We start from the raw sequence: 24934 nt of genomic DNA on the forward strand, positions 1-24934 counted from the left end.
TGAAGGATCAGCGCCAGCCCAGTCTGCGGGCGCCGTAAGCTAAGAATGTGAAGCCAATAAGAGCGAGAATGATACCCAGAGCTGTCGGTTCAGGTGTCAGGTCGAGCTCTGCCAGGAGGAACCAGCTGCCATAGACCATTACCGCTCCATAGACACCGATTAGGTGCGACCAGAGATTGTCCATCAGGTCGAGCTCATCAATGCGTTTGAAATAGTCAACGCTGAACCAGATCCAGAGCGCGATTGCGACGACGCCTGCTGAAAGCGGCACCCATAGACCGATTTCGCCATTTTCATAAGTGCCCATCAGGAAGCCGCTGAAAAAACCGGCCAGCATGGCGACAAATATAGCGATGCCAACGTAACGCCAGAAATTGCGACGGCGGTCCTTGAGGCGCTGCTCGCCGGATTGGCTCATGTCATTAGACTGCGTCATCGAAAATCTCCTCGATGGACATGTTGAACAAGCGTGCGATCTTGAAAGCGAGCGGAAGCGAGGGATCGTGCTTCCCGGTTTCTATCGCGTTCACTGCTTGGCGGGACACGTCGAGCCTGCCAGCCAGTTCGGCCTGGCTCCAGTCGCGTTCCGCGCGCAGAACTTTGAGGCGGTTATTCATGGCAATCAGCCGAACACAGCCTGCGCAATTTTCGCGCCGATATTGCCGACCGCATAACCCGCTAGGCCAATCGTCAGCACGGCGAGAAACTGGCTAAGCCTCTCTTTGCGTTTTGGAGTGATTGTCATGCTTGATCTCCGTAAGGTTTGAGTGACTTTATGTAAGGTATGCCTGACTATATGTCGTGATTTGCTGACTATGTCAAGAGAACCTGACTTTTCGTCACAAAAACGTGACATCGTGGACCATGTGCGGATGCAGCATTGACGGGGCAAAGGGCTTACGCCATGGCGCGCGCCATGACCGAAGCGGCCACTACCGATATTCCCGCCCGCAATCCGCAGGCATCTTTCCAGGACATGATCCTGACCCTGCATGATTTCTGGAGCGCGCAGGGCTGTCTGATCCTGCAACCCTACGATATGCGTATGGGGGCAGGGACGTTTCATACAGCGACGACTTTACGCGCACTTGGACCGAACCCGTGGAATGCAGCTTTCGTCCAGCCGTGCCGCCGTCCGACCGATGGCCGCTATGGCGAGAACCCCAACCGCTTGCAGCATTACTATCAGTATCAGGTGATCCTGAAGCCGAGTCCTGCTGACATTCAGGATCTCTATCTGGAGAGCCTGCGCCGGATCGGCATCGACCCTCTCAAGCATGATATCCGCTTTGTCGAAGATGACTGGGAATCGCCAACGCTCGGTGCTTGGGGGCTTGGCTGGGAAGTGTGGTGTGACGGTATGGAAGTCACGCAGTTCACGTACTTCCAGCAGATGGGCGGGTTCGACTGCAAACCGGTCGCAGGCGAGCTGACATACGGGCTCGAGCGCTTGGCAATGTATATCCAGGGCGTAGACAATGTGTACGACCTCGATTTCAATGGCCGTGGCGTTTCGTATGGGGAGGTTTTCCTCGAAAACGAGAAGCAGATGTCGAAGTGGAACTTCGAAGTCGCTGACACCGACGCGTTGTTTGAGCTGTTCAACAAGGCTGAGGCGGAGTGCCAGAACGCCCTCGCTAATGAAGTGCCCATCGCAGCTTACGAGCAAGCCATCGAGGCAAGCCACCTGTTCAACCTGTTGCAGGCGCGCGGCGTTATCAGCGTGCAGGAGCGCGCAAGCTACATGGCGCGGGTTCGCGATCTCGCACGCGGATCATGCGAGAAATATATGGAGGTCAACGGATGGACATGAGTTCGACCAAATCCCTCCTGCGTTCGATCAATTTTCGCAAGATTATGGGCGAAAGCCTGCACCAATCGCTGATCGAGACGGTCGCCAAACGTGACACATGGACGCCGGAGCCGGGCCAAGTGCGCTGGCTGTTTATCGCGACATTCAATAATGGCGGCTCTACGGCACTCGGCGAGCTGCTTGATACGGCAAGCGCTGCCATGCGGCTGGTCGACGATGGAGAAGGCCAGTGGCTTATGCCGCAGCTTCATGCGCCGGGTCGTCGCTGGAACGCAGATGCGGTAGTTGATTACAAACTTGTGCGCGGCATGTGGCTGCGTGAAGTGCGCAAGGTTGGCGGTTTCCCCAAGCTGGTCGTAGAGAAATCTCCCGGCAACATGGTCCGGATGCGCCCGCTTCTTGAGACATTCTCGGATATGCCGTGCACAGTCATCCGCCTTACGCGTGACCCTTATGCCGTTTGTGCGAGCTGGGCAAAGCGATACAGCCTTGAGCATCTGGAAAAGTTCTGGGACGAGGATGTCGCAGGTGTCGAAACCAAGAGCCTCGACCATTACCGCTTGCTGGGCGACATCTATGGCCGCCGCGCCAAACTGTTACTCGGCCTCGAAGATGTGACGCAAATGGCGCTCACTTATGAGGAACTGACGGAAAACCCGCGCGAAGTTCTCGACCGGCTGGCTGAGCTCGAGCCGCTGCTGCACGATGCCGACCGCGAAGCAAAGCTGCGTGTCAAGGATTACGAACCGCGTCCGCTTGAAAACATGAACGCGCGCCAGATTAGCAAGCTTACGCCTGAACAGGTCGCTGCGATCAGCGCCGGACTGGAACCCCATGCGGAGGCTGTTTCCGCGCTTGGATATGACTTTCGCTAATGGCTGATTTCCTTCTTGAACTTCGCTCTGAAGAAATCCCTGCGCGGATGCAGGCGGGCGCTCGCTCTGAGATGGAGAAGCTATTCCGGCGGGAGATGGCTGCCGCGGGCGTTGCGGTGGGCGAGCTGACTATCTGGTCGACGCCGCGCCGGCTTGCATTGATCGCGCGCGATCTTCCACAAGCAACCGAAGCAGTCAGCGAAGAGGCCAAGGGGCCGCCCGTTGGCGCGCCGGATCAGGCGGTCGACGGGTTCTGCCGCAAGAATGGCGTGACGCGCGACGATCTGGAAGTGCGCGACGTCAAGGGGCGCGAGACATACTTCGCGGTCAAGAACGTGCCGGGGCGTGAGACGTCGGACCTGTTGGCAGATGCAATCCCCGCCATCGTGCGCGACTTCAGCTGGCCCAAGTCGATGCGCTGGGGCGAGGCGTCGATCTCGACGGAAAGCCCGCGCTGGGTCCGGCCGCTTTCCGGTATCGTCGCGCTGCTCGATGGCGCGGTGGTCGAATGCGAAGCGGGCGGGGTGAAGGCTGGCCGCGAGACGATGGGGCATAGGTTTCATTCCTCCGGTGCGATCAACATCGATGGCGTGGATGACTACGCGGCAAAGCTGCGCGATGCCCATGTGATTGTCGATCAAGAAGAGCGGCAGAATGCGGTGCGATCAAGCGCGAAGGCTGCGGCGGAAGCAGCGGGTCTGACGCTGGTCGAGGATGAAGGTCTCGTGATCGAGAATGCAGGCCTCACCGAATGGCCGGTGCCGCTGCTCGGCCGGTTTGACGAAAACTATCTCGATGTTCCTCCCGAGGTGATCCAGCTCACCGCGCGGGTAAACCAGAAGTACTTCGTATGCGAGGACATGGACGGGAAGCTCGCGAATGCGTTCGTCTGCACTGCCAATATCGAGGCGGCGGACCCGGCGGTGGTGGTCGATGGCAACCGCAAAGTTCTCGCCGCAAGGCTTTCCGATGCGCGCTTCTTCTGGGAGCTCGATCAGAAGAAGACGCTCGCAGAACATGCCAAGGGTCTGGAGCGGATTACCTTCCATGAAAAGCTCGGCACGGTTGCTGATAAGGTCGAGCGCGTGGCGAAACTGGCACGCTGGCTATGTGAGGAAGGGATCGTCAAGGGCGACGCCGACCTTGCCGAGCAAGCCGCGAAGCTCTGCAAGGCCGATCTCGTCACCGAGATGGTGGGCGAGTTTCCCGAGCTGCAAGGCCTGATGGGCGGATATTACGCCGAAAAGGAAGGGCTGCCGCAAGAAGTCTCCGAAGCGATCCGCGATCACTACAAGCCGGTTGGGCAGGGGGACGAAGTGCCAACCGCTCCGGTAACAGTGGCGGTGTCACTAGCGGATAAGCTGGATACACTTAGCTGCTTCTTTGCGATTGAAGAAAAGCCCACCGGGTCCAAGGACCCGTTCGCACTGCGGCGCGCGGCGTTGGCCGCGCTTGCGTTGCTGGAAGCCAATCAAATCAGGATGCAGATTGGTAGGTCGGTTGACTTCCATCGAAAGCTCGCCGTGGCAATCGCGGAGATTAGGTTAGAGGATGTAGAAGGCCCGCTTTTTCAAATTGGCTCTCATCCTTACAACTCCATTGTCGGCTCCGAGCCCGACAGGCTCGAATTGGCGACCGAGATGGGACTGAAGGTCTTCGACCTCGGGGATCGCGACTTTGTCAAAGTCACCGACCATATTGTGCTTTCGATAAACAACTATGACCTCCTCAACTTCTTCGCAGACCGCCTCAAGGTCCAGCAGCGCGAGGCGGGCGTTCGTCACGATTTGATCGATGCGGTGTTTGCGCTTGGTGGTGAAGACGATCTCGTCAGACTGCTCGCCCGCGTGAAGGCGCTCCAAAGCTTCATCGCAACCGAAAACGGAACCAACCTGCTCGCCGGCTACAAGCGCGCGGCCAACATCCTCAAGAAAGAGGAGTGGGCAGGTCATGGCACTCTGACCGAACTTTCCTACTCTCCCGAACCCGCCGAGAAGGACCTGATCGACGCGCTGCAATCAGCGGAACCCAAAGCCGCCGCAGCCATTGAAGCGGAAGACTTTGAAGCGGCCATGGCAGCCCTTGCAAGCTTGCGCGGACCGATCGACCAGTTTTTCGAGGAAGTGACCGTCAATGACCCGAATGAGGACAAGCGCACAAGCCGGCTCGACCTGCTCGCCGCTTTCCGCAATGCGGTTCATCGCGTGGCGGATTTCAGCCGCATTGAAGGGTGATTTTTCAGTCCGGGACTTTTTAGTCCTAGGACTGTGTAACATGCGTATCCAACATGGCCCAAACAGGGCGGCTCACGGAAGGTTAGAGCATTGAAAACAGTCTATACATTCGGCGGCGCGGCGGACCATTCGGACGAGCGCCAGAAGGACAAGACTGTCACAGGCGGCAAAGGCGCAAACCTTGCTGAAATGGCGAGCATTGGCTTGCCGGTTCCTCCCGGTTTCACCATCACGACTGAAGAGTGCGTAAAGTATCTCAGCGAAGGTGCTGAATTCACGGACGAACTTCGCTCTGCCGTAGCCGAGGCGCTCGCGCATATCGAAGCGACCGTTGGCAAGAAATTCGGCGATGCGTCCGATCCGCTGTTGGTTTCTGTCCGCTCCGGCGCGCGTGTTTCCATGCCCGGCATGATGGATACCGTCCTGAACCTCGGCCTCAATGACAAGACAGTTGTCGGTCTTGCCAGCGCATCGGGCGATGAGCGCTTTGCCTGGGACAGCTATCGCCGCTTCATCCAGATGTATTCGGATGTCGTGCTGGGCTTGGATCACGGGCTGTTCGAGGAAGCGCTTGAAATCGCGAAAGAGGACAAGGGCCTCTACGCTGACACCGAGATGGAAGCGTCTGACTGGCAGGAGCTGGTTGCTGAGTACAAGCGTATTACAGAAGGCGAGCTTGGTCATCCATTCCCGCAGGACGTGACCGAGCAGCTTTGGGGCGCGATCCGTGCGGTGTTTGACAGCTGGAATGCCGACCGCGCGAAGGTCTATCGCCGCTTGAACGACATCCCGGCCGATTGGGGTACGGCGGTCAATGTGCAGGCGATGGTGTTCGGCAACATGGGCGACACCTCGGCCACTGGTGTTGCGTTCACCCGCGACCCTGCGACCGGAGAGCGCGCCTATTACGGCGAGTATCTTATCAATGCGCAGGGCGAGGACGTTGTCGCAGGCATCCGCACGCCGCAGTATTTGACCAAGGCCGCGCGTGAGGCCGCGAACGCAAAGCCGCTTTCCATGGAAGAGGCTATGCCGGAGGCCTATGCCGAGCTTGCCCGCGTGTTCGACCTGCTCGAGAAGCATTACAAGGACATGCAGGATATCGAGTTCACCGTGCAGCAGGGCACGCTGTGGATGCTGCAGACCCGTTCCGGCAAGCGTACAGCCAAGGCGGCGCTCAAGATGGCGGTCGATATGGTCGGCGAAGGCCTGATCGACGAGAAAACCGCGATCCTGCGTGTCGATCCGATGGCGCTGGACCAATTGCTTCACCCGACACTCGATCCAGAGGCAAAGCGCAATGTGCTGACCACCGGCCTGCCGGCGTCACCCGGCGCCGCAAGTGGCAAGATCGTGCTCGATGCGGATACTGCGGAAGTGTATGCTGCACGCGGCGACAAAGTCATCCTGGTTCGCGTCGAGACTTCACCTGAAGACATTCATGGCATGCATGCGGCGCAAGGCATTCTGACCGCGCGTGGCGGCATGACGTCACACGCGGCCGTCGTTGCACGCGGGATGGGTCGGCCCTGTGTATCCGGCGCAAGCGGGGTGTCGATTGACCGTGCGAATAAGACGCTTCGCATTGGCGATGCAGAGCTCAAGGAAGGCGATGTCATAACGCTTGATGGCGCGAATGGTCAGGTGATGTCGGGTGAAGTGCCTACCGTAGAGCCTGAGCTTGCAGGTGACTTCGGCACTTTGATGGAGTGGGCGGACAAGCATCGCCGGATGAAAGTGCGCACTAACGCAGAAACCCCAGACGATTGTCGCCGTGCAAGACAGTTCGGGGCAGAAGGCATCGGCCTTTGCCGTACAGAGCACATGTTCTTCGATGCGCGCCGCATTCGAGCAGTGCGTCAGATGATCCTCGCTGAGAATGAGGGCACCCGGCGCGAAGCTCTTGAACAGTTGCTCCCAGAGCAGCGCGACGACTTTCGCGAGATATTCGAGGTGATGACCGGGCTGCCGTGCACCATCCGCTTGCTCGATCCGCCACTGCATGAATTTCTGCCGCATAATGACGAGGATTTTGCTGATCTTGCCGATGCAACCGGCCTTGGTGTCGATCATTTGAAGCGGCGCGCGGAAGAACTGCATGAGTTCAACCCAATGCTCGGACATCGCGGTTGCCGTTTGGGAATCACCTTTCCGGAAATCTACGAGATGCAGGCGCGAGCGATCTTTGAAGCGGCTTGCGAAGTGACCAAGGCATCGAGCGAAGCGCCGATCCCTGAAGTGATGATCCCGCTGGTGGCGACCAAGCGCGAGCTGGAGCTGCTCAAGGCACTGGTCGATGCTACAGCAAAAGTTGTCTTCGAAGAGCATGGCACAACGATCGAGTATCTCGTCGGGACAATGATCGAACTTCCGCGCGCAGCCCTCATGGCGGGCGAGATCGCGGAAGAAGGCGCGTTCTTCAGCTTCGGGACGAACGATCTCACACAAACCGCGATTGGTGTGTCGCGCGACGATTCTGCCAAATTCCTCGCTCCTTATGTCGAGAAAGGCATTTTCGCGCGCGATCCGTTTGTGAGCCTGGACATTGAAGGCGTAGGCCAGTTGGTCGAGATCGCAGCAGAGCGGGGCAGGGCAACGCGGCCTGACATCAAGCTCGGCATTTGCGGTGAGCATGGCGGCGATCCGGCCTCAATCGCTTTTTGCGAGCAAGTCGGCCTGGATTACGTCAGCGCTTCGCCTTACCGCGTGCCAATCGCACGGCTTGCCGCTGCGCAGGCAGCGCTTGCTGACTGAGTTGACGTGTTAGCGCCAACCGGTGAGCGTGAGTATTTCGAAGGTTTCTGTGACCTTGCCATCCTCTTCGCTGAGGCTCGCAAAGGCGTCCTGAGCGCGCTCGAGGCCCGACTTTCCTACATAGGGTGCGGGAGATAGCAGCACGGATGTCAGCGCTTGCTCTCGCGAATCGCTGACTAAGCGATCGAGGCTGGAAAACCGCACTTGCAGCGTGCGGCTATCGACGACCTGTCGCTTGAACCCCGCACGTTCCAGCAACGCGGTGGCCGCGCGATTATCGACTTGCGGGTGGATACGGGCTGCGGGTCTGTCGCCGTCAGCGGCGAGCATGATCTGGCGTAAAGCAGGGACACTTCCCGCGCCGAGCATCTGGCCGATGAACAAGCCATCTTCGCTCAGTGCGTTGCGTAAGTGGATCAGCGCGCCCGGCAAATCGTTGACGGTCTCAAGCGAGCCACAAGCGAGGATGAGATCAAATTGTGCGGCGCTGATCGGGCTTTCATGGTCGACCAGAGAGTTGAAAGTGACCTCGATCTCGCGTTGGACAAGCTGCTTGGCTACGACAGCACCATTGGGTCCGCAAACCAACGCTCGCGGCGGGGAGAGCTGCATGAAGTCCAGCCTCTCCCCGATTTCATCGGCGAAGTCCTCCGCGAGCCAAGTCGCGGCATCCGGATTGCTCGCCAGTTTCTCCGCGCGCTCAATCGCAAGATCGCGGCGCAGCCTTGAGAATATTGTCGGGACAGATTTTGAGGATTTCAAACTGTTCATCGGCTCAGCCCCCTGCCGTGCTTGTGCCGTGTGCGCAAGAGGTTCAGCGTGGCCGCTGATGGAATGGCGGCATACAATTGCTGAAGGCCTCGCGCCAGTTGTGGACTTGGTCTACCCACCGCGATGCCCTTTATGCGGCGACGCAATCGCGCGACAAAAGGGATTGTGCATGCCCTGCTGGTCAAGCCTCGCTATTCCAGGATCGCCTAAATGCAAGAGGTGTGGACGGCCATTCGGGAGCGAAACGGCGTCGGACGAAACTGTTTGTGCACCGTGCCTTGCGCACCCACCAAGACATGCTGGGATCGCGGCGGGTACACTCTACAATGATGCGTCGCGGCAGCTGGTCCTCGCATTCAAGCATGGTGGGAAGATTGCCTTCGCTCCGATGTTGGCAGGACTGATCGCAACTCATTTGGCGGATGCTGACGAAAGCGACCCGCCTTTATTGGTTCCTGTTCCCTTGCACCGCTGGCGGTTGTGGAAGCGTGGCTACAATCAAGCGGCGCTCCTTGCGCGCGAACTGGCAAAACTTGGCAAAGGCGAGCTGATGCTGGAAGGGCTCGAGCGGCATAGGGTGACGCCGTCGTTAGGCGGATTAGGCCGATCTGCTCGACAGCGTGCGATTGCCGGCTCGATCCGTGTCCCAAAGTCACGGCAGGCGCGGATTAGGGGCAGGGATGTGATCCTCGTCGATGATGTGATGACCAGCGGAGCGACGAGCGAAGTTTGCGTTGGCGCGTTGCTCAAGGCAGGTGCCCGGTCAGTGCAGATTGCTTGCTTTGCCCGGGTGCTGGACGAGGCACTGGATGCCGCCGCTTGATAAAAGACAGAGGATTCATTGACCCAAGAAAGTGAAACGCCCGAGGTCCTAAGACCCCGGGCGCCACGTGACGAAATTAAATGAACCCGCTCTTTCGAGCTATGGACAGCGTCCCCCGATGCTGTCCTGGGTTCTAACCCTCATCATACGTTTCAGGCGCTCCTGCCACCCCCATGGCGGCGCTGCCTGATTACCCCCTGACCCTTGGCGCTCTTTAACGGCACCGTTAGTCTGGTGTTGCGCCCTTGCGGGTGCGAAGCGGAAACTGTCATCTGATATTCATAATCCAAAGCTCGAAAGCATTGCGCGGCAGATTTTGGTGACAGTCTGTGGTTATCGTGCAACAAACCATCGCGTGACTAGGGCATTTGATCGAAGGGCGGATAAGTGTGCGCTGATAGTAAAAAGGTTTCGGCAGCGGAGCGCGAGCAAGGCAGTGCCTTCTTCCCTAAATTCGACTCGGCGGGGCTGCTGACAGCGATTGCATGCGAGGTCGAAACCAATGAGGTTTTGATGGTCGCGTTCATGAATCGCGAGGCGCTCGACAAAACTCGAGAGACGAGTCTCGCACACTTCTGGTCGCGCTCGCGCCAGAGCCTTTGGTGCAAAGGCGAAACCAGCGGCAATCTGCTCGAAGTGAAAGAGATCCTGGTCGACTGCGATCAGGATGCTTTGGTTATGAAAGTACAGCCGCGCGGTCCCGCTTGCCATACTGGGGAGAAGTCCTGTTTCTACCGCAAGCTGGGTTTAGACAATGACGAGGGTGACGTTCTCGTAAAGGCTTGACCTTGACGTAAAGGTAAAGTAGATAGCTGGCCATGGCTACTGCAAATTCCACTGCTGACAAGCACGCAGGTGCGCATCTTGATCGTCCCGATGCGCAAGACCGCGAGACCTATTCCATCTCAGACCTGACCGCAGAATTCGGCTGCACCGCGAGAGCTTTGCGCTTTTACGAAGATGAAGGCTTGATTGCGCCGGCCCGTGTCGGGCTCAGCCGTGTCTATTCCAAGCGCGACAGGGCGAGGCTTGCCTGGATCATGCGCGCGAAGAATGTCGGCTTCAGCCTCAATGAAATCCGCGAGATGATCGATCTTTATGATCTCGGTGATGGCCGGGTCGAGCAGCGCCGCGTCACAATTGAGAAATGCCGCGATCACATTGCCAAGCTGAAAGCTCAGCGCGCTGATATCGATTCTTCAATCAAGGATCTCACAGAGTTTGTGAAAGAGATCGAAAAGCTCGACCTCAGCTGATCTCACTTAACCCGTTCATTCGAAGACCACTCATCAAGGACACGCCAGATGCCCATCTACAACGCACCAACACGTGACACCCGTTTCGTCATCAATGAGATGCTCGATCTTGCCAGCTATGGAAACCTCCCGGGTTTCGAGAGCGCTGATGCTGACATGGTCGAAGCGGTCGTTAACGAAGCAGGCAAGTTCTGTTCCGAGGTACTCGCTCCGCTCAATCAGATTGGCGACCAGCAGGGCTGTACCCGCCATGAAGATGGCAGCGTAACGACCCCTGACGGTTTCAAGGAAGCGTTTGACCAGTATCGCGAAGCGGGCTGGGGCACGATTTCCGCACCTGAGGAGTTCGGTGGACAGGGCCTTCCGCATGTGCTCGGTTTTGTGATCGAGGAATTTGTGGCTGCCTCGAACCAGGCCTTCGGGATGTATCCTGGACTTACGACCGGTGCGATCTCTGCGCTGATCGCCGCTGGCACGGACGAGCAGAAAGAGAAGTATGTCTCGAAGATGGTTTCAGGCGAATGGCTCGGCACCATGAACCTGACCGAGCCGCATTGCGGCACTGATCTCGGCATGATCCGCACGAAAGCGGAGCCTCAGGCCGACGGTTCCTATGCCATCTCCGGTACGAAGATATTCATCTCCGCAGGCGAGCATGACTTGACGGACAACATCATTCACCTGGTGCTGGCCAAGACACCCGGCGCGCCGGACAGCTCGAAAGGCATTTCGCTGTTCGTTGTTCCCAAGGTGCTCGTGAACGACGATGGTTCGCTGGGCGAGCGCAACGCGGTCACTTGCGGTTCGATCGAGCACAAGATGGGCATTCACGGCAATGCGACATGCGTGCTGAACTATGACGGCGCGAAAGGCTGGATGGTCGGCGAAGAAAACAAGGGGCTCGCGGCCATGTTCGTCATGATGAATGCCGCGCGGCTGGGCGTGGGCATGCAAGGGCTCGCGCAGGCAGAGGTGTCCTATCAGAACGCCGTTGCTTATGCGATTGATCGTCGTCAGGGTCGCGCGCTGACCGGACCGACCGAGCCCGAAGCACAGGCCGATCCGATCTTTGTCCACCCGGATGTTCGCCGTATGCTGATGGACGCGAAAGTCTTCACTGAAGGCATGCGCGCACTCTGCCTGTGGGGCGCGCTTCAGGTGGACCTGACGCACAAAGCGCAGACCGAGGAAGAGCGGGTAGAAGCCGATGCTCTGATCGGTCTTCTGACTCCGGTCATCAAGGGCTACGGCACTGACAAGGGCTATGACATTGCGACGAACATGCAGCAGGTTTTCGGCGGCCACGGCTATGTCGAGGAATGGGGCATGAGCCAGTTTGTGCGCGATGCCCGTATCGCTCAGATTTATGAAGGCACGAATGGCGTTCAGGCCATGGACTTGTGCGGACGCAAGCTTGCGAGCAAGGGCGGGGCGGCGATCCAGGCCTACTTCAAGATGGTCGGCGAAGACATCGCCGCCGCCAAGCAGGATGAGAGCCTGAAGGACATCGCAGAGATGCTGGAAAAGGCTCTCGGCCAGCAGCAAGCGGCGACAATGTGGTTCATGAACAATGCGATGCAGAACCCGAACCATCTGGGTGCAGGCGCGCATCATTACATGCATATCATGGGCATCGTGACGCTGGGCTGGATGTGGCTGCGCATGGCGAAGACCGCGAGCGCGGCGCTGGCTGGCTCGCCATCTGATCCGGCGTTCTACGAAGCGAAGCTGACCAGCGCGCGTTACTATGCCGAGCGCTTCCTGCCCGATGCGGGCGCGCTGCGCCGCAAGCTGGAGGCGGGCAGCGAGAACATGATGGCGCTGGGCGAAGAGGCGTTTGCGACGGCTGCTTGACCTAAGAGCACCACGCTACAGATTGCTAAGGGGCGTCCTTTCAAGGGCGCCCTTTTTGCATTGCGCAGCCGCTGTTCATCCAGCGGCATGCAGAGAAGCATTAGTGTCTTCTCTGTGATGGCTTGGAGAATGTCACCTTGAGCGGGCCCGCGAGATTAACGGCAGCAGCATTGGTGGGTCTGGTACTTACCTTGCCTGCCTTCGCATTGAACAGATCTAAGCAAGCAGCCGAACGAACTTTTCCAATCGAGGGCCGCTGCGCGCATGATGTCGAGCGTCTGCTGACCAGCAAAGAGAGGCTCCGAGCCAATGTGATGGGGTTCAACACCGCCTCGCTGATTGACCCCAACGCGAAACAGCATTTGCAAGGTATCGCGCGCTTCGAGGCTGGTGGAAAACAGTTCCTCTTTGTCTCGCAAAGCAGCAAACGCGGCGAGGGCGGCCTGCTCGCGACCGTTGAGATGGGCAGCCGAGGCGAGGGTCGCTGGCGCTCCAACCGACAGTTCTTTATCAATGGCAGGGCTTCGTTCTACACGGCGCCTCACGCAGCTGATCGGGTTGTTGCTGTGAAGCGTGACGAGAGTTTTGCCGACTATTTCCATCCTGGCGGGCTGGCGATCCACCGCAATATCCTCGCGGTGGGAATGGAAGGCGCGCACAATGAAAGTACGCATGCGAGGGGGCGCGTGGACCTTTATCGTATCCAAAGTCCGACTTCGCTGAAGCTGATCAACAGTGTGCCGAATTCGGGGCAGCTTGCAGCAGCAGTCGCATTTACGCGGTTGTCGAGCGGCGCGTATCTCTTCGCAGTCCCTGACAACTCGCCCAAGAATATCCGCTTCTATCGTTCTGTCGGGACGGCTGAATTGGACGAGGAAACGCGGTTTGAGCACGTCGCGGTTTTCAGCGAGGCGGACTTGCGCCCCGGCGACAATAACTACTTCCAAAATGTCGACTTCGTTACTGATTGTGCGTCAGGGCGGCTCTACATGGTGCTCGCGTTTCAGGACCATGACTGGCTGGGGCTGTGGCAAAAGAACCGGATTGCGCGGTATGAAATCCGCGATCCGGATGGTGATTTGAACCTTCGCCATTTGGGGCGGCAAAAGGTCGATTGCAGCCCCCATCTGGCCGGAAAGGTATGCGATTTTGACGCGAGTTTCGGTGCCTATGTGACGTCTGAAGGCAAGCTCATTTACTATGCGTCTGAGCATGCCAACACCGGACCCGGCGGGTCAGTCAGTTTGGCTGAGATTGTGCCTTGAGCGCCTGGTTGACGAGCGAGAGATTCGTACGCGGCGACGCAATATTGTTCTCCAACAAACTTGACATAGTTGACACCTGTCAATCGGGCCAAATTGGCCTCAAGCCCGCAGAAGCCTGCCGTTTTTGGCCTTTCCAACAAAGTTGACACTTTTCCTATTTTTTGAAAACTCGTGTGAGTGTGATGGGCGGGAGCTTGCAGCGCAATTGCGTCCACGCGAGGGGAATCGACAGATTGACGGAGTCGCTTGCGGTGTAGCTTGCGGGGGCGGTGTAGGAAATGTTTGGAGGGTTGAGCCTCTACCCTTTCGTCATGCTGAACTCGTTTCAGCATAACCCCTGCTCGTTGAAACTGTTATCTTGAAACAAATTCAGGATGACGGAGGGGGAGCTGCGGGGTGACGGAAATCGGGGTGGAAAGCGGACAACTCGCCCTATTCAATTATTCGCTTCGGGCGGATGTTCGAGTAGCGCGACTGAGGAAACCAGCTGGCTATTGTGCGCACCAGATAGGCCGAGCCGGTCACCGTGAGATCATCGCTTGATATGGCCTCGCGTACCGCAACATCTCCCATCCACACCTCCGCCAAATTGGGCAGATTGGCATGCAGATATAGATCGACATCCTTACCTGGATCATCTGTACAGAGATCTACGTCTTCTGAAGTAGCTATCAGCCACCATCGGCCATACGTCTTGGTGTCTTTCAGCGTGACGCTGATAACTGTTTCACCATCTGGCAGTTCACCGGTATTTAGTGATCGGTGAAAGTCCCACATGAAGCTGCCTGCGTCCAGGTCCTCGTCCCGAATGCGCCGCCGTGCCCACCGCAAACCCCACTTCGACATCTGGTCTATGAGAGGCGCAAGCTCTCTGCCGCATCGGGTCAGATGATATTCCGTGCCTTGGCCAGTTCCAGCTTTCTTGATGATCAGTCCGTTTGCTTCCATCTGTTTGAGACGGTTGCTCAGCACCGTTGGTGAAATACGCGGAAGCGCGCGCTGAAAATTCTTGTATCGCGTCGCTCCCAGCAGAAACTCACGCATGATTAGCAGAACCCAGCGGTCTCCGATCATATCTGCAGCTTTGATCGCTGGACATAGGCTCCCGGAACTACTCATTGATTTCTCCTGCCATGCGCGCGTCCCGCCGTTAGTTATAACTAAACGTGTCGCAAATTGCATGGCCGAGGTTGGTAACTACGCGATACGTAGTGGTCTCCTACGCTTGCAATAGCGTCTTGCTCTGTTTTGCGGACTATCTGAGGTTGAGCAATTGCGCGATTGTCCTTGTGTCGCCGGAATGATCCGGCCGCATTTAGGAGAATTAGAATGCCAATGGTTACTATCGACGTCATAAAAGACGTATTCACGCCTGCTCAGAAAGCGGAAATGATCGAGAAGGTAACGGAAACGATGGTTGCACTCGAGGGCGAGGCGCTACGACAGGTCACTTGGGTGCGGATCAAGGAATTTGAGCAAGGAGACTGGGGAATCGGTGGACATCTGCTCTTTGCCTCTGACGTGCACGAAATGGCCGCAGGCAATTCGCAGGCAGCGTAGAATGATCTCCGCTTGCCGATAATGGTGGGGGCCTAGCATGATCTGTCTGGCCCCTATCCCTTAAAGGCCCGCAAATGGGTCGATAGCGGAGATTTGCTCGCGACCTAATCCGCCACGCAAACAAAGCTGTCGATCACGCGCTTTGTCCCGGCTTTTTCAAACTCGATCTCGAGCTTGTTGCCTTCCTGATCCATAACCGTGCCATAGCCAAACTTCTCGTGGAACACGCGCGCGCCGATCGCGACATCGCTGCGCGGTTTGGCGGCGAAGCTTGCGGCAGATCGCTTGTTCTCCCGCACCCTTGGCTGCTTGGTTTCATAACCGTTTGTGAGCGCGCGCTGCCATCCGGGGCCGCGTGCGCCCGAGCGTTCCGGCCTTGAGGTAGCGACACGCGCAAACGGGTCTTCGCTCTCTGACCAATTGGCTTGCCACAGCGACTTGCCGCCAGTCATCGTGCTTTCGACCTCGATATGCTCTTCGGGCAGCTCCTCGATAAAGCGCGACGGGATCGAGCTTGTCCATTGGCCATAGATCCGACGGTTCGCCGCATGGAAAATCGTGCACTTCTTCTTCGCCCGCGTGATCGCGACGTAAGCCAGACGTCGCTCCTCTTCCAAGGACGCGAGACCCCCTTCATCGAGCGAGCGCTGCGAAGGAAACACGCCTTCTTCCCATCCGGGCAGGAAGACATTGTCGAACTCCAGCCCCTTGGCCGCATGCATCGTCATGATAGTGACTTTCTCGCCATCATCGCGCGCGTCATTGTCCATCACCAGGCTGACATGTTCGAGGAAGTCGCCGAGCGTCTCATACTCTTCCATCGCGCGGGCGAGCTCGGACAGGTTCTCCGCACGCCCGGCGCTTTCCGCACTGCGGTCGGCGGCGAGCATATCGTTATAGCCTGTCTCATCGAGCACTTGCCGCAGCAAGTCTGCCGGCGTCATTTCCTCGGCCGCCTCGCGCCAGGCGAGGAATTGCCGCATCAGGGAGCCAATCGTATTCGAGGCGCGCGCTGGCAGTTCATCGCTATCCGCCAGATCGAGCGAAGCGGCGGCCAGCGGCATACCTGTACGCCGGGCATGCTGGTGCATCTTTTCCAGCGTTTTCGCGCCAAGCCCGCGCTTGGGCTGGTTATAGATGCGTTCAAACGCCAGATCGTCCTGCGGCTGCGCAATCACCCGCAAGTAGGCGAGGGCATCGCGGATTTCCGCACGCTCGTAGAAACGGAATCCGCCGATAATCCGGTAATTGATGCCTATCTGGATGAAGCGGTCTTCAAATTCGCGGGTCTGATATTGCGCGCGTACGAGGATCGCGACCTGATCGAGGTTTGCGCCTTCATGCTCCAACCGCTCGATGGCTTCGCCTACGCGACGTGCCTCCTCTGGCGCGTCCCACACGCCGGTGACGCGCAACTTGTCGCCTCCATTGACTTCGGTCCACAGGGTTTTCTCATGTCGCTCGGAGTTAGAGCGGATGAGGCCCGAGGCTGCGCCGAGGATATGCGGGGTGGAGCGGTAATTCTGCTCCAGACGCACAACATGCGCGCCGGGAAAATCCTTCTCGAAACGCAATATGTTGGCGACTTCGGCGCCGCGCCAGGAATAGATCGACTGGTCATCATCGCCGACCACGCAGATATTCTTGTGATCCTGCGCAAGCAGCCGCAGCCAGAGATACTGCACTGCGTTGGTGTCCTGATACTCGTCGACGAGGATATACTTAAAGCGCTGCTGGTAATCGCGCAGGATATCCGTGTGCTTGCGGAAGATGTTGAGAACATGCAGCATCAGATCGCCGAAATCGCAGGCGTTCAGCCGCTTCATCCGGTCCTGATACAGCTGATACATCTGTTGCCCGCGGCCATTGGCATAGGCCTCGTTTTCGACCGCGTCCAAGTCACCGGGGTTAAGCCCGCGGTTCTTCCAGCGGTCGATAAGCCCGGCGAGCTGACGCGCAGGCCAGCGCTTCTCGTCCAGATCCTGATCATTGATGAGCTGTTTGAGCAAACGCAGCTGATCATCGGTGTCGATGATCGTGTAATTGCTTTCGAGGCCCACCAGCTCTGCATGACGGCGCAGCATCTTCGCGCAGATGGAATGGAATGTGCCGAGCCACGGCATGCCTTCGACCGCTTGGCCCAGATGCCCTGCAACACGCTCGCGCATCTCCCGCGCGGCCTTGTTGGTGAAGGTGACGCAGAGGATCTGGCTCGGCCAGGCGCGCCGTGTCGCTACCAGATGCGCGAGCCGCGATGTGAGCGCAGCAGTCTTGCCTGTGCCAGCGCCTGCCAGCATCAGCACAGGCCCCTCGGTCGTCAGAACAGCCTCGCGCTGCGGCGGGTTCAACCGCGCGGCATAGGGCGGCACTGGTCCGTCAGGGGCGCGCTGGGCTGAAGTCGCAGGAAGGGAAGGGCTGTCAGTCATGGATTAAGGCGAACAAGTAGAGAACAACGGGGAAAGCCGCAAGCCAGCATGTGCCGTTCCCGGACGAGATGAGGCAAGCGCTTGGGGCGAGTGGCCACTATGTGCGACAAGCGGCGCAGGAGAAAGAGCGATGAAAGCGATTTGCACGCCTATCTTGGTGACGCTGAGCGCGGTGAGCGTGTCGGTGGTGGCGCAGGAAACACCTGTGACCGAAGTAGCGACTCATCCCGAAGCTACTGAAGAAGCGCCCCCGGTTGTCGAAATCATCGAGCGCGACGAAACTGGCAAAGCAACGCGCATTCGTATCGAAAGCCGCGAGTATGCGCTCTGCAGCGACACAGTAATGGATAGCTGCATCAGCCCGCGCGCAGCCGGGTTTGACTGGGGGTCGCAGCCGCTCGATCACTGGCCAGGGCAGACCGCAACAAGCTTGAAGCAAGAGCGTGCGAGCAAGGCTCAGGCTTCCCAAGAGTTGTCGGAAGAGGCGGGCGATGCCGAAGAAGCAGCGCCGCCCCAAGGCCAGTAAGAACGTTTTGCAGCTTGCCTGATTTCGGCCACGCCTGACGCTTGCGCGGGTCGATCCTGCGATCAGCAGAACCGCTGGCTCTTTCCATTTCACATCGGAAATCCCACAAGAGGTCAGCCCGATCTTTCGGGTCGCACGCTCGTCACAGCTTGAAAGTGCAGGGGAAACAAGCCCGGGGGCTTGAACAAAGGAAATACCCCATGCGCAAATCCGATCTGGCCGTGATAGGGATTGGCATCGCAACGGTGGCTGTCGCTTTAGGTGCCGCGGTTCCGGCCGCGGCTTCGAGCCAGTCTGCCGTCGACGAAATGACTGCAGACGCAGCTAGCACAACCATGACGCCTGAACAGCAAGCGCAATACGATGCCTGGCCCCCTGACAGGCAAGCGCTGTTCAACAGTTGGAGCGCAGAAGCGCAGGAGTACTTCTGGTCGCTGAACCCTTCGCGTCAGGACTTTTTCTGGATGCTGAGCGATGAAGATCGCTCGTCTTTGATGGCAATGCAGCCGGACGAGCGTGAAGAGGCCTGGCAACGGGTCGAAGGGCGCGGCGCAGAACCACCTTCAGGTGCTGAACCCTCAGCTGAACCAGAGGGCTGATTCCTCCATCTCAGCTCTCCTCACTCCGGGTCGGACAACATCAATAGATGAAGCATTGCCTTCCCGACCCGGCGCTGGGCGAGGATGTCGAGTCCCTTTATCTCGACATTCTCGCCTGCAGAGGTTTCCAGAGCGATCCAGGTCGCGGGGCCAATCCATCCGAGCCTCAGCATTCTGTCCAGCGCGACTGCGCCGGCCCCTGTGTTGTAAGGCGGATCAAGCAGCAACAGGTCCCAGCTTTCTTTGGCAGGACCAAGGCTCATGACAGAACCAGCTTGGACGGATGACCGCGCGCGGGCATCGAACTGAGCGAGATTGGCCTTGATCGCTTTGACCGCATCGGGCTCTTGCTCGACAAACAGGCAATGCGCCGCACCGCGTGACAGAGCCTCGATCCCGAGCGCGCCCGAGCCAGCAAACAGGTCTGCAACACGCAGCCCGCCAAAATCGCCAAGCCTGCTGTTCAGCATATTGAACAAGGTCTCGCGTGTCCGATCCGCCGTTGGCCGGGTCAGCTCGCCTTTGGGCGCTTTCAGGTTTCGTCCGCGCCATTCACCTGCGATGACTCTCATGATCTGCGGTGTTGCCTGATCTGGCTACGAAATTTGCCGATTTCATGCTTCTTGAGCTCAACGGCTGCCCCGCGCGGCAGATCGCCAAGCTCGAACACGCCGTAGCCGGTGCGAATGAGCCTGCTGACCTTGAGGCCAAGATGCTCCAGCACCCGGCGCACTTCGCGGTTCTTGCCCTCCGTGATCGTGACCTGGATCCACTGATTGCGCCCACCCGCATTCTTTGTGCGTTGCTCCAGGTTTGCGTCGATGGAGCCATAGTGCACGCCGTCGATTGTGATCCCGTCGATCAGACTTTCGAGCTGCTCTTGCGTCACTTCGCCGAAAGTACGCGCGCGATATGTGCGCGGAATGCCGGTTGCCGGAAGCTCCATCTCACGCTTGAATCCGCCGTCATTGGTGAGCAGCAGCAAGCCTTCGGTGTTGAGGTCAAGCCGTCCAATCGGCATCAGTCGCGGCGCGCCTTTAGGCAGAGCATTGCGCAAAGCGGTGTAGATTGTCGGACGACCTTTGGGATCGCGCTCGGCCGTCAGAAGTCCAGTGGGCTTGTGGAACGCGAACAGCCGCGTTGGCTCGGGCGCGGCAACGGGTTTGCCATCGACAGTGACACCGCGCAGCGATGTGAGAAAAGTCGCCGGTGTCTCGACTGGATTGCCGTCAATCGCGATCCGCTTGTCCTCGATCATGCGCTCAATCTCGCGGCGGCTTGCCACGCCTGCACGCGCCAGCAATTTGGCAATGCGGTCGCCTTCCGGACGGTCTTCTGAGCGCTTGCTGGTCATGCGCGCTGCGCTAGGCGTTCAATTGCTTGCGCGCAACGCCTCATGCACGATTGCGCTGAAATGCGAGACACCGCCTTCCAGCGTGCCGAGAGTGACACTCTCGATAGCGCCGGTTGAAAGGCCATTCTGGCCGAGCTCTGCCGCGCGGAAATCTTCGCTCGCGAAGACGCCGCCATCAAGCAGGTTCCAGCTGCGCTCCCAATGATCGCGCGCCTTTTCGGTGGTTGGCTCTTCAGGGATCAGCATGAAGTCCTCAACCAGAGTCACGCCTTCCGATTGCGGCATCAGCACCATGACATTGAAATAATCCGGGCTGGGAATAACAATGGTTGCTGGAAAGAGCTGGTAGGCGAAGGTCACGATCTGCCGCATTTCATGCATATCAGTGAGGTCGACGCCTTCCATTTCCTCAAGTCGCGCGACGGCAGAGCGCATATGCGGCCCGACAGTGTCGCCAGCAGTGATCCCGTCAGTAAAGAACGGCCCGATGGTGTTCGCGTGCAGCCGCGTTACATGGTAGCTTTCCAGAAACGCATCCATGATGAGCTTCCAATTGCCGTTCACGGTGTGAAGCTTGCGGCGATAGAGGAAATTGTCGCCAAGGCCGAACGCGTCGAAATCCTCGCTTACTTTTGCCGCATCGCTAAAATCGGCGTTTTCGTCAGGCGCGAACCAGATCAGGCCGCCAGCTTCCAAACTGGGTAGCTCGATCAGGCCGTAATCGGACTTGTCTAGACCCGGAAAGGTCTCAGGGCGGGGCAGGGCAAGCAGCCGCCCGTCAAGTTTGTAGGTCCACGCGTGATAAGGACAGACGAGGCGCTTTGCGCATTGCACCTCTCCCCCTTCGACCAGACGCGTCCCGCGATGACGGCAGACGTTCAGAAAGACATGTGCTGTGCCTTCTGCGTCGCGTGTAATGAGCAAAGGGCGTCCGGTGGCATCATGCGGAATGGCCATGCCGGGCTCAGGCAAAAGCGCTGAGACACACAGAACTTGAGGAAGCCGGTCGAACAGCGCAGCTTTTTCGCGAGCGAAGTGATCAGGGCAAGTGTAGTCGCTAGCGGGGACAGTTGTGATGGCTTGAGCCCGCTCAGCGCCGCCATTCTTTACTTGCTCTGCCAAAGCCAGCTGACCCGGCGTCGGGCTGCGCCGCTTCTGATCTGTTAGCGCTTCATTCATCGCCAATTCCCAATCCTCTCATCCGCCGTTACTGTGTCAGAAATTTGCGGGATTAGGAAGGACGCTAGGGAATGGACTGGAGCACAGTGATATTGTTCGGGGTCATCGCTGCAATGGTGGGGCTGGCTTATCTTGTCCCGGCCTTTGCTCCCTATCGCCGAAAGATGCCCTTTGTGGCATTCCTGCTGGGCATCTCCTCCGGCTTCCCGCTGACGCTATTGCTTGGGACGATGACATTCTGGTTGTCAAAGGTTGGCATCGACAAGTCGACCATCGGCTTCGCTATTGGTCTCACGACGCCATACACATTGAAATTCCTGTGGGCGCCGCTCGTGGACAAGCTGCGCATTCCAATCCTGTCAGACTTGCTCGGGCAACGCCGCGCGTGGCTGTACCTCGTTCAAGGCTTGCTGGTGCTTGCGCTATGGCAGTTGGGTGCGAGCGCGCCGACCAATGACAATATCGCGCCGTTTGCTGTCTGGGCGATCATTGTCGCGTTCCTGTCTGCGACGCAAGACATTGTGATTGACGCGTACCGGATCGAGATCCTTTCCGATGAAGAGATCGCACACGGCACGGCGATGAACCAGTTCGGCTATCGCACAGGCAATCTTCTGGCTGGCGCGGGCACGATATATCTGGCTTCAACCGAAGGCTTTGGAGCGGGCTGGGCGATGGCCTATGGTCTCACGAGTTTTCTTGTGCTGCCAGCAGCGCTGGGTGCGCTTTGGGCCGGGGCAGGGCGATTCGATCCTTCAACCGCGCGTGCGGCCGGACAAAAATTCAGCAGTTGGTTGAAAGAGACGGTCGTTAACCCGTTCCGCGAGTTTCTTGGCCGCAAGGGTGCGGTCCTGATCTTGCTGTTCGTGCTGATCTACAAGGTCGGTGATGCAATGGGGCAGGGCATGCTCAACCCGATGATTGTCGAGCTTGGCTTCAGCGATACCGAATTCATTACCATCAACAAGTTCGTCGGTTTCGGCGCGTTGATCGTCGGTTCAGCATTGGGCGGACCGTTCATCGCATGGCTCGGCATGGGCCGCGCGCTCATCATTTCCGGTCTCTTGATGATGCTGTCGAACTTTATGTTCGTGCTTCTGGCGATCGTCGGCGATAACAATATCATGCTGGCGCTGGCAGTGGGTACGGAGAACCTCACAAGCGGGATCGGGCTGACGGTCTTTGTCACCTATCTCTCCGGCCTGTCGAACCTTGCCTATACCGCGACACAGTTTGCGCTCTTGTCGAGCTTTGCCGCCGTCGGGAGGACATGGCTTGCGACTCCTTCTGGTTATCTGGCGGAGAACCTCGGCTGGGTCGGCTTTTGGACGTTCACGGTTATCATCGCGATTCCGGGCATGACCTTGCTCTGGATCCTATGGCGCAAGGGCTTCGTGGTTGAAAGCGTGCGTCAGACCAGCAACGAGCCGTTGGAAGAGGCGGGCGAGGCGAAGCCAGCCCCTGGCTAATCAGTCCGGTATCTCGTCATTGAGACGCAGGACTTCGCCTGCAAGGTAGAGCGAGCCTGCAATGAGGATTGGAAAATCGTCGTTCGGAATGTTGAGGAGAGCCTCTTCGACATCCTGGGCGGCGCGAGCCTCGGGGCCAAATGCCTCGACTGGATGACTCTCATGGCCGGGGACCGGGACAATCGTCAGCGTCCGGATGCGGTTGCCAAGCGGGCCGGTGATTGCGGTCGGGTCCTTATTGTCCAGCATACCGAGGATTAGGTGGAGAGGGCCATCAAAGTGCATTGCGATCTGTGCCCCTGCGCTGGGATTATGACCGCCATCGAGGATGACTTGGCGCTCGCCAATCAATTGTCCGGGTGATAGCCGCTGCATGCGTGCTGGCCAGGCTGCATTCGCGGCACCCTCTTTCAACGCTTTCAGCGAAACCTCGATCTTGTCCTGGTGGCGGATCATAGCGGCAGCGAGTGCGCAATTGGCGTATTGATGTTCGCCCAGCAAGGCTGGCGGAGGCAGTAAGATCGCTCCGTTCGCGTCATTATATCCGACACGCCGACCGATAGCTTGGCCGAAGTTCCATAGCCGGCCTTCGTCAATCAATCGCGCGCCTACTTTCTCCGACTGATCAGCAACAGCTTCATGCTGCTCCTCGGGATACCATTGCGTCACCAGCGGCACGCCCTTCTTGGCGATGCCTGCCTTCTCAAACGCAATCCGCGCCATCGGCTCTTTCGGCACGCCGTCTTCGGGTGCGAGAAGAAACCGCTCGTGATCTATCCCCAGCGCCGCGATGCCGCAGGCGGCCAGCACGTCCGGCTCCAGCACATTGGTCGCGTCGAGCCTTCCGCCTAGGCCCACTTCGACCACGCAGGCATCCGCTGGGATGCGCGCGAATTCGACAAAAGCCGCTGCGATGGTGATCTCGAAGAAGCTGCATCCCAGACCCTCGGCAGCGTCGAAGACTTGCTCAAGCAGCTCCGCAAGCCGCGCGTCTTCGATCAACTTGTCAGCGATCCGGAAGCGCTCATTATAGCGCACCAAATGCGGGCTCGTTGTGACGTGGACCTGGTATCCTTCCGCTTCCAGCATTGCGCGCAGGAAAGCACAGGTCGAGCCTTTGCCATTGGTCCCTGCGACATGAAACACAGGCGGCAAGCGTTTGTGAGGATCGCCCAAACGCGAGAGCAGTTCGCGGATCGCATCAAGTCCAAGCGTATCGCGCTGGATGCTCAAACCCGAAAGTCTGTCGAGCTGCGCCTGCACGCGCGGATCGTCAGACCGGCCCATGTCTCTCATGGTTAGTCCGTCCGGCTGGTCTTACGCCGCTTTCGCAGGCGAGAGATAATCGAGCATCGTCGCGATCTGCGCCTTCAGGTCTTTGCGGTGCACCACCATGTCGACCATGCCATGTTTGTGCAGATATTCCGCACGTTGGAAGCCTTCAGGCAGTTTCTCTCGGATCGTGTCCCGGATAACTCGCTGTCCAGCAAAACCGATCAGCGCGTTGGGCTCTGCGATATGGATATCGCCGAGCATCGCATAGCTTGCCGTAACTCCGCCAGTCGTCGGGTCGGACAGCACCACGATGTAAGGCAATCCCGCCTCTTTCAGCCGCCGCGTCATCACAGTCGCCTTGGGCATCTGCATGAGGCTCAAAATGCCTTCCTGCATCCGCGCGCCACCCGCTGCGGTCACCACGATGTAAGCGCATTTGCGGGAAAGCGCGCGCTCTGCGCCCTGACAGAAGGCCGTGCCGACCGCCATGCCCATGCTACCGCCCATAAAGCTGAAATCCTGCACGCCGACGACCGCATCATGCCCGTCGATCGTGCCAGAGCCAACGCTGAAGGCATCGCGGTGCGGGCTCTTGGCGCGCGCGGCTTTCAAGCGGTCAGTGTACTTCTTGGAATCCTTGAACTTCAGCGGGTCTTCCTTGACCTCTGGCTGTTCCAGCAGGTCAAACCCCTCGTCCAGCAGCAGCGCGAGGCGTTGGTCGGCGTTGATCCGCCCATGATGGCCGCAACGCGGGCACACATGCAGGTTTTCCTCATACTCCTGTTCGAACAGCATTTCCTGACAGGACGGGCATTTGACCCAGAGATCCTTCTCGCTGGTGCGCTTGGGCAGCCAGCCGATGGAATTGCGGACGCGGGTGAACCAGTTCATGTGTTTGTCC

The 24934-nt window shown here is 58.5% G+C and carries 24 protein-coding genes and 1 pseudogene; 14 read left to right on the forward strand and 11 right to left on the reverse strand.

The features are described 5' to 3' along the window. Window positions 1-7: 7 nt before the first annotated feature. The 3 genes from HUO12_RS02495 to HUO12_RS14585 are packed head-to-tail and all read right to left on the reverse strand — an operon-like array spanning window position 8 to window position 745. On the reverse strand, window positions 8-436 hold the full coding sequence (locus tag HUO12_RS02495; RefSeq protein WP_176272108.1) for a hypothetical protein: 429 nt from the start codon (window positions 434-436) through the stop codon (window positions 8-10). Continuing rightward, window positions 423-617: a helix-turn-helix transcriptional regulator gene (locus HUO12_RS02500; RefSeq protein WP_176272109.1), complete on the reverse strand. Its 195-nt coding sequence runs from the start codon at window positions 615-617 to the stop codon at window positions 423-425. The genes HUO12_RS02495 and HUO12_RS02500 overlap by 14 nt, the downstream gene beginning before the upstream one ends. A gap of 5 nt (window positions 618-622) precedes the next feature. Continuing rightward, entirely contained in the window at window positions 623-745 is a 123-nt protein-coding gene (locus tag HUO12_RS14585; RefSeq protein WP_269748031.1) for a hypothetical protein, read from the reverse strand. A 159-nt stretch (window positions 746-904) separates the two neighbouring features. On the opposite strand from HUO12_RS14585, the gene HUO12_RS02505 reads away from it, so the two are divergent. The 4 genes from HUO12_RS02505 to ppdK all read left to right on the forward strand — a co-directional run bounded on the left by HUO12_RS02505 (window position 905) and on the right by ppdK (window position 7676). Then, on the forward strand, window positions 905-1813 hold the full coding sequence (locus HUO12_RS02505; RefSeq protein ID WP_232367284.1) for a glycine--tRNA ligase subunit alpha: 909 nt from the start codon (window positions 905-907) through the stop codon (window positions 1811-1813). After that, window positions 1810-2688, forward strand: a complete 879-nt coding sequence (locus HUO12_RS02510) for a sulfotransferase (protein ID WP_176272110.1) — start codon at window positions 1810-1812, stop codon at window positions 2686-2688. Before HUO12_RS02505 ends, HUO12_RS02510 begins: the two co-directional genes overlap by 4 nt. After that, window positions 2688-4922: a glycine--tRNA ligase subunit beta gene (gene glyS, locus HUO12_RS02515; protein ID WP_176272111.1), complete on the forward strand. Its 2235-nt coding sequence runs from the start codon at window positions 2688-2690 to the stop codon at window positions 4920-4922. Before HUO12_RS02510 ends, glyS begins: the two co-directional genes overlap by 1 nt. 90 nt (window positions 4923-5012) lie before the next feature. Next, complete coding sequence (gene ppdK, locus HUO12_RS02520) at window positions 5013-7676, forward strand: pyruvate, phosphate dikinase (RefSeq protein ID WP_176272112.1); 2664 nt, start codon at window positions 5013-5015, stop codon at window positions 7674-7676. Window positions 7677-7685: 9 nt separating this feature from the next. Here ppdK and HUO12_RS02525 read toward each other — a convergent pair whose 3' ends face one another. Beyond that, on the reverse strand, window positions 7686-8447 hold the full coding sequence (locus HUO12_RS02525) for a methyltransferase domain-containing protein (RefSeq protein ID WP_176272113.1): 762 nt from the start codon (window positions 8445-8447) through the stop codon (window positions 7686-7688). 58 nt (window positions 8448-8505) lie between these two features. Here HUO12_RS02525 and HUO12_RS14650 point away from each other — a divergent pair. From HUO12_RS14650 to HUO12_RS02550, 6 genes and pseudogenes are all read left to right on the forward strand, one after another. Then, a pseudogene (locus HUO12_RS14650) lies at window positions 8506-8667 on the forward strand (double zinc ribbon domain-containing protein); the annotation flags it as partial. 168 nt (window positions 8668-8835) lie between these two features. Further along, the gene (locus HUO12_RS14655; protein WP_332310424.1) at window positions 8836-9270 is read left to right on the forward strand and encodes a ComF family protein; all 435 of its coding nucleotides are present in this window, start codon (window positions 8836-8838) and stop codon (window positions 9268-9270) included. A gap of 387 nt (window positions 9271-9657) precedes the next feature. Continuing rightward, entirely contained in the window at window positions 9658-10056 is a 399-nt protein-coding gene (hisI, locus tag HUO12_RS02535) for a phosphoribosyl-AMP cyclohydrolase (RefSeq protein ID WP_176272115.1), read from the forward strand. Between the two features lie 32 nt (window positions 10057-10088). Then, window positions 10089-10526 carry a MerR family transcriptional regulator gene (locus HUO12_RS02540; protein ID WP_176272116.1) on the forward strand — a complete coding sequence of 146 codons (438 nt, stop codon included), beginning with the start codon at window positions 10089-10091 and terminating at the stop codon, window positions 10524-10526. 48 nt (window positions 10527-10574) lie between these two features. After that, on the forward strand, window positions 10575-12380 hold the full coding sequence (locus HUO12_RS02545) for an acyl-CoA dehydrogenase C-terminal domain-containing protein (protein ID WP_176272117.1): 1806 nt from the start codon (window positions 10575-10577) through the stop codon (window positions 12378-12380). A 173-nt stretch (window positions 12381-12553) separates the two neighbouring features. Then, window positions 12554-13645: a hypothetical protein gene (locus HUO12_RS02550; RefSeq protein WP_176272118.1), complete on the forward strand. Its 1092-nt coding sequence runs from the start codon at window positions 12554-12556 to the stop codon at window positions 13643-13645. 432 nt (window positions 13646-14077) lie between these two features. Here HUO12_RS02550 and HUO12_RS02555 read toward each other — a convergent pair whose 3' ends face one another. Further along, the gene (locus HUO12_RS02555) at window positions 14078-14764 is read right to left on the reverse strand and encodes a winged helix-turn-helix transcriptional regulator (RefSeq protein WP_176272119.1); all 687 of its coding nucleotides are present in this window, start codon (window positions 14762-14764) and stop codon (window positions 14078-14080) included. Between the two features lie 210 nt (window positions 14765-14974). Here HUO12_RS02555 and HUO12_RS02560 point away from each other — a divergent pair, with 210 nt between their 5' ends. Further along, entirely contained in the window at window positions 14975-15205 is a 231-nt protein-coding gene (locus HUO12_RS02560; RefSeq protein ID WP_176272120.1) for a tautomerase family protein, read from the forward strand. Window positions 15206-15309: 104 nt separating this feature from the next. Here HUO12_RS02560 and HUO12_RS02565 read toward each other — a convergent pair whose 3' ends face one another. Continuing rightward, window positions 15310-17631 carry an ATP-dependent helicase gene (locus HUO12_RS02565; RefSeq protein WP_176272121.1) on the reverse strand — a complete coding sequence of 774 codons (2322 nt, stop codon included), beginning with the start codon at window positions 17629-17631 and terminating at the stop codon, window positions 15310-15312. A 130-nt stretch (window positions 17632-17761) separates the two neighbouring features. Here HUO12_RS02565 and HUO12_RS02570 point away from each other — a divergent pair, with 130 nt between their 5' ends. After that, window positions 17762-18157: a hypothetical protein gene (locus HUO12_RS02570; protein ID WP_176272122.1), complete on the forward strand. Its 396-nt coding sequence runs from the start codon at window positions 17762-17764 to the stop codon at window positions 18155-18157. Window positions 18158-18357: 200 nt separating this feature from the next. Further along, window positions 18358-18756, forward strand: a complete 399-nt coding sequence (locus HUO12_RS02575) for a hypothetical protein (RefSeq protein ID WP_176272123.1) — start codon at window positions 18358-18360, stop codon at window positions 18754-18756. Between the two features lie 20 nt (window positions 18757-18776). On the opposite strand, the gene rsmD is transcribed toward HUO12_RS02575, so the two are convergent. From rsmD to HUO12_RS02590, 3 genes are read right to left on the reverse strand one after another with little or no spacing between them, the layout of a single operon-like run. After that, window positions 18777-19328 (reverse strand): 16S rRNA (guanine(966)-N(2))-methyltransferase RsmD, encoded by a 552-nt coding sequence (rsmD, locus tag HUO12_RS02580; RefSeq protein ID WP_176272124.1) that lies wholly within the window; start codon window positions 19326-19328, stop codon window positions 18777-18779. Next, a complete protein-coding gene (locus HUO12_RS02585; RefSeq protein WP_176272125.1) occupies window positions 19325-20110 on the reverse strand; it encodes a pseudouridine synthase in 786 nt (261 codons plus the stop codon). Before HUO12_RS02585 ends, rsmD begins: the two co-directional genes overlap by 4 nt. A gap of 18 nt (window positions 20111-20128) precedes the next feature. Next, entirely contained in the window at window positions 20129-21289 is a 1161-nt protein-coding gene (locus HUO12_RS02590) for an aromatic ring-hydroxylating oxygenase subunit alpha (RefSeq protein ID WP_176272126.1), read from the reverse strand. A gap of 71 nt (window positions 21290-21360) precedes the next feature. Between HUO12_RS02590 and HUO12_RS02595 the strand changes: the two genes are divergently transcribed. Further along, window positions 21361-22758: an AmpG family muropeptide MFS transporter gene (locus tag HUO12_RS02595; protein WP_176272127.1), complete on the forward strand. Its 1398-nt coding sequence runs from the start codon at window positions 21361-21363 to the stop codon at window positions 22756-22758. Here HUO12_RS02595 and HUO12_RS02600 read toward each other — a convergent pair whose 3' ends face one another. Together HUO12_RS02600 and accD are read right to left on the reverse strand one after the other, a co-directional pair. Then, window positions 22759-24054, reverse strand: coding sequence for a bifunctional folylpolyglutamate synthase/dihydrofolate synthase (locus HUO12_RS02600; protein WP_176272128.1), 1296 nt, complete (start codon window positions 24052-24054; stop codon window positions 22759-22761). Between the two features lie 21 nt (window positions 24055-24075). Then, entirely contained in the window at window positions 24076-24924 is an 849-nt protein-coding gene (gene accD / locus HUO12_RS02605) for an acetyl-CoA carboxylase, carboxyltransferase subunit beta (RefSeq protein WP_176272129.1), read from the reverse strand. Window positions 24925-24934: the final 10 nt, after the last annotated feature.

It is taken from the genome of Altererythrobacter lutimaris (genome assembly GCF_013371495.1).
In the GTDB taxonomy this organism is placed as follows: Bacteria; Pseudomonadota; Alphaproteobacteria; order Sphingomonadales; family Sphingomonadaceae; genus Erythrobacter; species Erythrobacter lutimaris_A.